Origin of the sequence: uncultured Campylobacter sp. (assembly GCF_937997595.1) — a bacterium.
Classification (GTDB): Bacteria; Campylobacterota; Campylobacteria; order Campylobacterales; family Campylobacteraceae; genus Campylobacter_B.
In genome coordinates, this window is record NZ_CALKTS010000063.1 from 1 (window position 1) to 10,823 (window position 10,823).

A 10,823-nucleotide genomic window follows, 5' to 3' on the forward strand; every position below is an offset into this window, starting at 1 on the left:
AATCGGATGCTCACTGGCTCATAAGCTTCGAAGAATTTAAAAAAGCGCTGGAGCCTTACACGCTAGATTTCGTAGCGCCTTTAGCTAAGGGTGACGAAAGTGAGGATTTAGAGGCGTTTAAGACCAAGCTAAAGCAGCTGGCAGATTATTACATCGAAAAGGACCGCAAAGTAGTAAGCTTTTGGACGATGGGCTTTAATCAGCACTCAAGAGGAACCTGGGTCAATGAGCAAAGCTACATGGTACATTTCCTTCTAGGCAAGCAAGCCAAACCTGGTTGCGGAGCGTTTTCGCTTACCGGTCAGCCTAGCGCTTGCGGCACAGCTAGAGAGGTGGGCACGTTTTCTCACCGCCTACCTGCCGATATGGTCGTGGCAAATCCGGCACACAGAAAGGTTTCCGAAAAAATTTGGAAGCTTCCCGAGGGCACGATAAACCCAAAACCGGGCGCACATTATGTACAGGCTCTGCGCAATCTCGAAGATGGCAAGATAAAATGGATATGGGTGCAGGTAAATAACCCATGGCAGCAGATCGCCAACGCAAACCACTGGATAGCCGCGGCGCGCGAGATGGATAACTTCATCGTAGTAAGCGATCCATATCCGGGACTGAGTGCGAAGGTAGCCGATCTAATCCTACCGACCGCGATGATCTACGAAAAATGGGGCGCATACGGCAATGCCGAGCGTAGAACTCAGTGGTGGAGACAGCAGGTTCTTCCTGTGGGCGACGCGATGAGCGATACATGGCAGATGCTAGAGTTTTCCAAGCGCTTCAAACTCAAGGATTTCTGGGGCGAAGTTAAAGTAAATGATAAGCTTACGCTTCCAAACGTATTGGATAAAATTTCAGAATTCGGCTATACACCAGAGACTACACTATTTGAAGTGCTCTTTGCAAACAAAGACGCTCAGGCTTTCGCTGCAAAAGATCCGATTATGGCAAGCTTCGATAACTCCGAAGTAAACGGCGACTCTCGTGGCGTAATCGGCAGCGACGGCAAAGAATTTAAAGGCTACGGCTTTTTTATCCAAAAATATCTTTGGGAGGAGTACCGAAAATTCGGCACCGGTCACGGACACGACCTAGCCGATTTCGATACCTATCACCGAGTGCGCGGTCTTAGGTGGCCGGTCGTAGACGGCAAAGAAACGCTTTGGCGCTTTAACGCCCAATACGATCCTTATGCTAAAAAAGCGGCTCCGGATAGCGACTTTGCCTTCTACGGTAATGCAAAGGCAGCGCTGCCTAGCGGCGATCTGAAATCCGCTACTTCGGGCGAAGAGAAAACAAGCCTTGCCAATAAAGCTAAAATTTTCTTCCGTCCGTATATGGATCCTGTAGAAGTGCCAAGCGAGGAATATCCTTTCTGGTTATGTACGGGTCGCGTGCTGGAGCACTGGCATACGGGCACTATGACTATGCGCGTGCCGGAGCTTTATCGCGCGGTGCCTGAGGCAAGATGCTATATGAACGAGCTAGACGGCGCCAAAATCGGCGTGCAACAAAACGAAATCGTCTGGATCGAGTCGCGCCGCGGCAAAGTCAAAGCGCGCGTGGACTTTCACGGACGTAACATTCCGCCGAAGGGACTTATTTTCGTGCCGTTTTTTGACGAGAAGGTTTATATCAACCGCGTCACGCTCGATCATACTTGTCCGCTTTCAAAAGAAACCGACTACAAAAAATGCGCGGTTAAAATTTACAAGGCGTAAATTATGGATAGGCGTGAGGTCTTAGGCATTCTTTCTTTAGCTGCGGGCGTAGGCGTTATGGGGCTCGGAGTCGCAAACTCTAGCGAGCACGCCAAACTCCGCCCGCCCGCAGCTATAGGCGAGAAAGAATTTCTTAGCAAATGCCTAAGGTGCGGGCTTTGTGTCGAGGCATGTCCATTTGATACGCTTAAGCTTGCGAGCTTTTGCGATCACGCTATTGCAAACGGCACGCCGTTTTTTATCCCGCGCGAAATTCCGTGCTATATGTGCGACGACATACCCTGCGTCGCAGCCTGTCCTAGCAACGCGCTAGATAAAAATTTAGTGAGCGAAAACTCTAAGCTAAATGTGCGTCTATCCAAAATGGGCGTTGCGGTCATAGATACCGAGCATTGCATCGCTTATGCAGGTATCCAATGCGACGCGTGCGTGCGAAGCTGCCCCGTGATGGATAAGGCACTTAGGATCGATTACCGTCACAACAACCGCACCGAAAAGCACGCCCTACTCGTGCCCGTCGTAGATAGCGACTACTGCACGGGTTGCGGTAAGTGCGAGCATGCCTGCGTCACGAAAAAGGCGGCTATCAGCGTCGTGGAGCGCGAGCGCGTCATAGGAATTTCCAGCGATAACTACGTCAAAGGCTGGATCAAGGGCGACGACGCGAAGCTAAAGGACGCAGACACCAAAATCAAGCTCGATCCGCAAAAGAGTAAGGATTACTTAAACGAGGACGATCTAATGGAGGGGGCTAGGCAATGAAATACACTATTTTAAGGCGTTTGAGCCAAATTTCTATTCTAGTCCTTTTTATTTTAGGAAATAATTTCGCCTTCAAAGCCGCGAGTGAAAACGGAATTTTATCAGGAATTCTAAAGGGCAATCTAAGCTCGTCGAAACTTTTCGGCACGATTAATCTAAGCGATCCGTTTGCGACGGCGCAGATGCTGTTAGCTAGCTTTTCTTTAGGCGCTACGGCGGTTATCGGAGCGCTTATCGTAGGAGCATTTTATGCGCTTATAGCGCCGCGAGTATATTGCTCATGGGTCTGTCCGATAAATTTGCTGACCGATCTTGCCGCCTGGCTTCGTAAAAGACTCGGCATAACGACTAAGATCGTTAGCGTAAACCGCAAGGCTCGCTACGTCTTAGCAGCGCTAGCGCTCATTTGCAGCGGAGCTTTCGGCTTTGCGGCGTTTGAGAGCGTAAGCTTTATCTCGCTTTTCGCGCGCGCCGTCATATCGCTGAGTGCCAGTGCATTTGCAATCGCGCTACTGATCGTAGTTTTTGAAATTTTCGCAGGCGATCGCACGATCTGTTCGCGGCTATGCCCGCTCGGCGGATTTTGGGCGGCGCTTAGCTATTTTAGCATCATTCGCATTCGCCACGAGGTTGATAAATGCACGATGTGCGGCAAATGCAAAATGGTCTGCCCCGAAGTTCAGGTGCTTAAGATGGTCGGGCGCGAAAACGGGCGCGTTAGCAGCGAGTGTATCAGCTGCGGACGCTGCATCGACGTATGCGACGACGATGCGTTAAATTTTAGTATATTAGGAGTAAAAAAATGAAAAAAATGGTTTTAGGCTTGGCTCTTGCATGCTGTGTGGCACTCTTTGCCGCGGACAAGACAGCTTCTATAGATGCCGACAGCTTGGGCTTTATAAAAAGCGTGGACGAATCGGTGCAAAATAAAAATTCCCTGCCCGATTTCAAATATAGCGAGGATGCTCCGGGCGCCGCTTCGAAGATCGAGCGCAGCTTCGAAAACGCTCCACCGCTTATACCGCACAGCTTAGAAGGGCTTGTACCGATCACAAAGGATAACAATATGTGCGTAACCTGCCATATGCCCGATGTCGCTAAGGATGTAGGCTCTACGCCGATTCCAAAAAGCCACTTGGTGGACTTTCGCACAGGCACGGATCTAAACGGCACGCTAGCCGAGCAGAGATTCAACTGCACTCAATGCCACGTACCGCAAGCCCAAACCAATCCACTAGTGAAAAATAATTTCAAAGCCGATTTTAGCAGGTTTAGCGACGCAAATTCCACTTCTAATCTCATAGATACGCTAAATCAAGGCGCCGAGGTTGAGTAGGAGCGCGCGATGAAATTTTTACCACCGCTGCTACTTTGCGCCTGCTTCATCTATGCCGGTAGCGGCGTTGCAATACCTAGTGGCGCTGTGGGTATAGATGCGCCTGCAAAGATCAAACACGCTAGATTCATACTAGAGCTTGACGCAAATGTCGCGGTGCTAAAAAATCTAGACGGCGAAATTTACGCAGGGCTCGACGACGGCAAGCTCTATAAAATCACCATTAGCTCCGCGGAGAATTCCGCGCGCAATTCCGCCGCTGGACAAAATTTCGCAGATCGAAATTCCGCGGCAAACGCAAGCATAAATTCCGATGCTGCGCAGGATTTTAATGCGAAAGTAAGCGTAAATTCCGCAGCGGCAAATTCCACGGCGCAAAATTCTGCCGAAAATTCTACGGCATTAAATTCCGCCTCTAATTCCGCCTCGAGCGCAATATCCAAAACGCTAATTTTCGCCCTGCCCTCGTCCAAAAATTACCTAGACGAGCCGATGGGCGCCACCATATTCGACGTCGATAAACTAGGCAAGAAGTACGCATTTTTGTATAACGGCGACGCGTTTGAAAAGATGCTGGGTGTGTTTGCATGCGGCAAGATCACGCACTACAAATTGCCAATTACAGGGATTAAAAACGTCTATTTCTACGACGAAAATACCGTGATTTTGCTAGGTCTTGGTAGCGAAATTTTATACTTCGATCTACCTAGCGGCAAGGTAAGCTTTGAGCAAAAGCTCACCATCGCGTCTTTGGGCGGCAGCGCCTACGACCGCGCTAGCGGGATGTTGCTAGTCTCGTGCGAAGGCGGCATCGTGTTTTATTTCGACGCGAAAGCGAAAAAACTTATGAGCCAAAAGTCCCTGCACAAGGACGGGATCTACTCCGTGGCGCTACTTGGCGATCGCATGATGAGCGGCTCGAACGACAAAGAAAAATCGTGCTACTACGAAAACGGCGATTTCGCTAAATTTTATAACGCCCATTTTGCAGTTTTTGCTGTGGCGCTAAGCCCCGAGCTGGGTGCTTTTACCGTTGGTAACGGCGTACGCGTAATCGATAAAGCAGGCGAGATCGTCCGCAGCATCAAGCTGGACAACGACATCATCAACTATCTGCTTTTCGCAGGAGAGTATCTCGTGGGCTCTGGGTACAATAGATATATCTACTTTTGGGAGTTAAAATGAATATTTCAAGCGTCGTAATCTATCTAGGCGCAGATATCGATATAGCGGCGTTTCGCAAGGAGCTGCAAAGCATCGGCGGCTGCGAGTTCGTAGCGTGCGAGAACGGCAAGGCGGTCGCCACGATTAGCGTGGAGAGCTTCGATGACGAGATCGCCGCATTTCGCGCGATAGAGGCTATAAAGGGCGTAAGCGAGGCGATGATGATCTATTCTTACTCCGATCTGGACGCAGACATCACCGCGGCAAACTCCGACAACGGCGAGCAGATAATGCGCGAGCTGGACGAAAAAGACCCGAGCCAGATCAAATACGGCGGCAAAGTGCGAGTCTAAACCGCCGCCGTAAATTTTAAAATTTTACCGCCAAATGTAAATTTTAAAATTTCAAATTTAACTACCAAATTTAACTATATAATTTTAACTGCGCAAACAAGCTTGGAATTTTTACAGCAAGTCGTTTGCTGCAAGCACTGCGGATTATGGGCTCGTTAAGCTTGCATTGGATAATATAGCGCAATCTGCCCGAAGGAGTAAGCTTGCGCCTGAAATACCTTTGTATTATAGTTTTTCTGATCTGGCTTTGCATATTTATCGCCTTGCTGCCCACATATAGAATTTCAGCTATCTTAGAAGCGCTTGATTTTAGCGATAAAAATCTAACGCAAAGAGAGATCGTAGAGTTAAATTTAAAAGATTACCTAAAAAAGCTTCACTATTTAGATAATTATCCGCAAATAGATTTCGGCAAGATGGCGGATATTCACTTAGACAAAAACGGCTATGAGAGAGTAAGATTTTCATGGTGTAACGGCGATAAATATCCCGATGATAGATGCGAATTTTGGAAGCTGGATAAAAGGCTAAATTTTGATTATCTAATGGATCTGGGTTCTAAAATTTGCAAAAACGGCGAACCTATACAAAACGCCGAAGAGATTGTAGAAAACGACGAGGTTTTAAAGCTACGCCTCTTTTATCCTTGGGAGCAGGAGCATTTGATTGACGAAGATGGAAATTTTATAGAGAATTTTATATATACGGGGTTCGGACTAGGCGCGCCGTATCCAGACGGTCTTTTTAAGGTTTTCGAGGGTTTTTTGTTTGTAAATAAAGATAATTTTGAATTGCCGATATATCCTGAAACTAAAAACAAAAAATTCGATATAATTCGTCCTATTAACGACTGTTACTATTCACTTTTGTATTCCTTTGTCGAAAGCCAGATAGATAACAGCATAAGTCTAAATTCCTTTTGCGGTATACATGGGCGCTTTGCACTAAAAAAGCAGCTGTGGAAGGACGAGCCTATAGATTGTGACAGAGAATATACTTTTTCTTTTATACCGGTTTACAACAAAATTCCCAAATTAACGAAAGATGCAATATTTAAAGATCACAACTATTATCATAAACCCGGCATAGATATACTTTTCAATCAATACCAAAATTTAAAAAATCAAAAGAATAAGATAAATTTTAACTCGCAAGGAGAAGGCGACGAAAGTGGGTATTGAGTTGCTGGGCATTGCTTGCTAGAGCTGAAGTTAAAATTCTTTCTTTTACTATCGACTACTTTAAATTTAAACTCTAATCCATAAAATTTCGCCACGCCGCGCGGTGTAGCTTAAAAATACTGCGCCGCCGCATGACGCGACCCAAAATAATCTCGCCGATACTCGCGATCTTTGCTCTAAAATTCGTCAAAGAGCGCGAGCAGCAGCTGAAATTAAAATTCGCCTTTAAATTTAAAAGCTTTGTGCCCGCGCAAGAGCGCGAACGGACAAAAAGCCGCAAGGGCGCAAGAGCCGCAAGGGCGTGCTGGGCATTGCGTTTTACGGGCAGCATTTTCATAAATTTAAAAGCACCCAGCGACGCAAGCCCTACTCGAATTCTATCTTTTTTAGATAATCGTATAAATTTAGCACAGCGATAAATAGCGTTAAAATCGCGGGCCCCAAGATCACGCCCCAGAACCCAAACGTGCTGATGCCCGAAAGCATCGAGAAGAAGATCAGCATCTCGTTGATGTTTGCGGGGTTTTCGACCAGGCGCGAGTTGATAAATTTGATCACGAGCGGCTTTACGAAGCTGTCTGCGAGCGTCGAGATCAGTATCACGCAATACGCCATTATCACGATCGCGCCCGAGGTGCTGCCCCCCGCTAGCACGTATAGCGCGGTGGGCACATAGATGAGCGCGCCGCCGACTGCGGGGATGAGCGAGCAGAAGGCGAAAAGCACCCCCATCAGCAGCGCGTCAAAGCCGAAGATCCCCGCGATGATCGAAAACAAAAAGCCCTGCAATACGGCGTTGAAGATGGTCGAGTAAAACACGACGCTCATCGTATTTGCCGTCTCGGAAAAGATATAATCGATCTGCGCGGGCTCGACGGGTAGAATTTTTTTGAAAAAGCGCTTAAAGCTCTCGCCGTAGAGGTATGCAAAAAAGCAAAACACGACGATAAGCACCATATCGACGATAAATTTCGCGCTGGACTTTCCGACGACCGAGAGATAGGAGATGATCTGCTTCGCTAGGCCCGCGACGTCTAGGTTTGCCAAAAACGAGTGAAACTGCGTATCAAATTTTTCAAAAGGCCCGGGCAGCTTGATGTTTAGGCTCTGAACATAGCTAAGTGCATCGTTTAGGCGCGCCATATCGAAGCTCGCGGCGTTTTTGGCGATCTCGATCACTGCGTAGATGAAGGGTACGAAAAAAAGCGCGCAGAGCAAAAACAGGCTAAGCACCGAGGCTAGCGTGCGCCTGCCGCGGCACAGCTTCGTTACTTTAGCGTGCAGACCCGAGGTCGCCACCGCCATCAGCACGCCGATTGCGATCACCATCAAAAACGGCGAAAACAGATAGATCACACAGCAAAACATCAGCAAGGTTGCGCCGATAAAAAATATCTTGCTCGTCTTTGCGCGCCCGCTAGCCTTGGCAAGGCCCGCTTTCATACCCGCAGCGGCTCCCGAAGCGGCGGCGTCGCCTAACGCGGAAGCATTAGCCGAGAAGGTTTCGTTAGCTTCGGCGGCGTCGCCTAACGCGGAAGCACCAGCAGACGAGGCTTTGTCGGTTTCGATCCGGTTTTTGCTTTGATTTTCGGCGGCGGTTTTAGTCCTGCCTTCCGCGGCGTCTAGCGCAGCTGCGCCTGATTTATCGGCGCTGGTATTTGCTCTGGCGGCTTTGCCCGTTTCGGCTATGCTTTCGCTTTGATTTTCGGCGCCGATTTCGGCTCTATTTTCAGTAGCGGTTTTGGTTTTGTTTTTGACAGTCGCTTTGGCTTCGGCGGCGGCTTCGATTTTACCCTCAGCGTTATTTACGGTCTGATTTTCGGTGAAATTTTGCGCCTCGCTTTTGGCGTTATTTTGGGCTATATTTTCAGCCAGGTTTTCATTGCGGCTTGCGGCGTTATCTTTCGGCGTCGGCAAATTTTATCCTTTTGAAATTTGATGAGCTATTTTATAAATTTTTTTATCAGATTTCGATTAAATTTTGAAATTTAATAGAATTTACGAGCGGCGTTCTCACACGTTTTTCACATACGGCGCGCGACGACACAGCGGATATGTTTATTGAAATTTCGGAGTAAAATTTAAAAGACTAAAGGCGGCGGACTAGCGACAAAGTGTACGCCCAGCACCCGCCTAGCAAATAACCCATAAGCGGCACGGGACGTAAGCACACCGCGAGGGCGCCCGCAAAGCCCGTCTAAATTTAAACTAAAGGGAAAGCGACCGATAAAATAATATTTTAAGCGCCCGCAAAGCCCGATTAAATTTTAAATCCGCAGATCACTCCTCAAACAGATTTCTCTCCGCGGTCTTTAGCACGCGACCGAGCGCCTCGCGCGCCTTATCGGTTGCGATGCGGCCTTTGGCGGTCTTTTCGATGTAGCCGTTGGCGAGCAGATAGGGCTCGATTACGTCCTCGATCGTGCCCTCATCCTCGCTAAGCGCCGCCGCGATCGTGCTAAGCCCCAAGGCACGGCGCTTGGCGTCAAATAAAATTTCCAAATATTTTATATCCATCTCGTCAAAGCCCTGCTCGTCCACGCCCAGCGCCTCAAGCCCTTCGCGCGCACGATCGTGCGAGATAGCGCCCTCATCGCGCACCTCAGCAAAATCGCGTATGCGTCGCAGTAGCCGTAGCGCGATACGCGGAGTACCGCGGGAGCGGCGCGCGATCTCGGCGCTCGCGTCGCTTGCACTTTCCTTCCCGAGTTTAACAGAAGCGATCTGCACTATCCGCGCAAGCTCGGCGTGCGTGTAAAACTGCAAGCGAAACTGCATGCCGAAGCGATCCCGCAGCGGCGCCGAGATCATGCCCGCGCGCGTCGTGGCGCCGATGAGCGTAAAGTGTGGAATGTCGATCTTGATGGTCTGCGCGGCGGGACCCGAGCCGATGATGATGTCGAGGCGGAAGTCCTCCATCGCCGAATACAGCACCTCCTCGATCGCGGGGCTTAGGCGGTGGATCTCGTCGATGAAAAGCACGTCGCCGCTTTGCAGGTTCGTTAAAATCGCCGCCAGATCGCCCGCCTTTTCGATCATCGGCGCGGCGGTGACCTTGATAGCGGCGCCCATCTGAGCGGCGATGATGTGCGCTAGCGTAGTTTTGCCAAGCCCCGGCGGCCCGTAAAAAAGCACGTGATCAAGCACGTCGGCGCGCTTTTTCGCCGCGGCGATCGCGATGGCGAGGTTTGATTTGATCTTCTCCTGCCCCACGTAATCCTCGAAGCTCGACGGGCGCAGCGAGCTCTCCACGCTCTCATCGAGCTGCATCTTTTCGATCTCTACAATTCTGTCCATAATCTCTCTTTAATCGTTTTTAAAATTTTAGCAAGTGTAGCGAAAAATGGCTAAATTTTGACAATTTTTAAGGGACGGATCTTTGCGGGCGGAATAAAATTTACCGCGCGGAATTTTACGGTACGCGCTTAGCGCTGAGGCTAAAAAACAAAGCACCCGTCGCGAAAGACCGGGGAATTTTAACGCGACGGGTTTAAGACTACGCTCATGCCGCTGCGCCCGCTATGCCTTGGTGCGGAATTTTATTGTGACGGCTCCTAAACAGCGCGCGGGTCGCTAACTGCGCTAAATTTTACGGCGCGGAATTTAGCCATTTGAAAAATACGCACGCAGTTTTGCGACGTGAAATTTGGCGCTGGAATTTTACGATATTAAATTCGGCGCCTGGAATTTTGCAGCGAAATTTTGCCTCGTAAAATTTTAATGCGGATCTTATTTTTGCGGCAGTGAGGGTTAAAATCTGCACTTCAAGCTTAGCGGTACGCAGCCGGCTAGAATTCTATCTAACGAAGTCGGTTAAAATTTCGCAATGAATTCTACGTAAAATCCTATGCAAAATTTTGCCTTACGCGCTTGCGCAGCTAAGTAAAATTTCGCGCAGGATTTGTATCTCGCAGTCGCGCAGAACTCGGAGCAGAAAGCCTTGGGCTTAAAATTTTACGCTGAGCTTAGCGATAGCTTACGCGACGATTAGCGGCGGACGTGCAGTTAAGTTCGCTCCCGTGGCAAAATTTAACGACAAACCGCGCGATTAAATTTTGTTTGCGCGATGGAATTTAGCGCCGAACGACGGTTAAATTTAGCCGCACAGCCTCGCGACGCCTTATCGATCGCGCCCCAAATTAAGGCGCTAAATTTTTCTTGCGCGAGCCTAGTTCTACAAATCGTGCTTTTCAATCAAAACGCTCTTATTATCGTCGTCGCCACTACAGAACGCTCTATATGAGCCGGACATTGTGTTTTCAAATAAAAACACTACGCCGTCGCTTTCAAATTTTTTCGAGCAGCCCTT

General features: G+C 48.8%; 9 protein-coding genes. 7 read left to right on the forward strand and 2 right to left on the reverse strand.

Translation table 11 applies throughout. The features are described 5' to 3' along the window. From Q0614_RS02125 to Q0614_RS02155, 7 genes are all read left to right on the forward strand, one after another. A partial coding sequence (locus tag Q0614_RS02125; RefSeq protein ID WP_298786223.1) for a molybdopterin-dependent oxidoreductase occupies positions 1 to 1,718 on the forward strand: 1,718 nt, incomplete at its 5' end. A 3-nt stretch (positions 1,719 to 1,721) separates the two neighbouring features. Further along, the gene (napG, locus tag Q0614_RS02130) at positions 1,722 to 2,480 is read left to right on the forward strand and encodes a ferredoxin-type protein NapG (protein ID WP_298786224.1); all 759 of its coding nucleotides are present in this window, start codon (positions 1,722 to 1,724) and stop codon (positions 2,478 to 2,480) included. Next, complete coding sequence (gene napH / locus Q0614_RS02135; RefSeq protein ID WP_298097849.1) at positions 2,477 to 3,286, forward strand: quinol dehydrogenase ferredoxin subunit NapH; 810 nt, start codon at positions 2,477 to 2,479, stop codon at positions 3,284 to 3,286. Before napG ends, napH begins: the two co-directional genes overlap by 4 nt. Continuing rightward, complete coding sequence (locus Q0614_RS02140; protein ID WP_298786226.1) at positions 3,283 to 3,816, forward strand: nitrate reductase cytochrome c-type subunit; 534 nt, start codon at positions 3,283 to 3,285, stop codon at positions 3,814 to 3,816. The genes napH and Q0614_RS02140 overlap by 4 nt, the downstream gene beginning before the upstream one ends. A gap of 9 nt (positions 3,817 to 3,825) precedes the next feature. Further along, complete coding sequence (locus Q0614_RS02145) at positions 3,826 to 5,001, forward strand: hypothetical protein (RefSeq protein WP_298786227.1); 1,176 nt, start codon at positions 3,826 to 3,828, stop codon at positions 4,999 to 5,001. Continuing rightward, positions 4,998 to 5,333 carry a chaperone NapD gene (locus Q0614_RS02150; protein WP_298786229.1) on the forward strand — a complete coding sequence of 112 codons (336 nt, stop codon included), beginning with the start codon at positions 4,998 to 5,000 and terminating at the stop codon, positions 5,331 to 5,333. The genes Q0614_RS02145 and Q0614_RS02150 overlap by 4 nt, the downstream gene beginning before the upstream one ends. A 203-nt stretch (positions 5,334 to 5,536) precedes the next feature. Beyond that, a complete protein-coding gene (locus Q0614_RS02155) occupies positions 5,537 to 6,514 on the forward strand; it encodes a hypothetical protein (RefSeq protein WP_298786230.1) in 978 nt (325 codons plus the stop codon). 366 nt (positions 6,515 to 6,880) lie between these two features. On the opposite strand, the gene Q0614_RS02160 is transcribed toward Q0614_RS02155, so the two are convergent. Together Q0614_RS02160 and ruvB are read right to left on the reverse strand one after the other, a co-directional pair. Next, entirely contained in the window at positions 6,881 to 8,431 is a 1,551-nt protein-coding gene (locus Q0614_RS02160; RefSeq protein ID WP_298786232.1) for an AI-2E family transporter, read from the reverse strand. Positions 8,432 to 8,794: 363 nt separating this feature from the next. Next, entirely contained in the window at positions 8,795 to 9,811 is a 1,017-nt protein-coding gene (ruvB, locus tag Q0614_RS02165; protein ID WP_297962230.1) for a Holliday junction branch migration DNA helicase RuvB, read from the reverse strand. Positions 9,812 to 10,823: the final 1,012 nt, after the last annotated feature.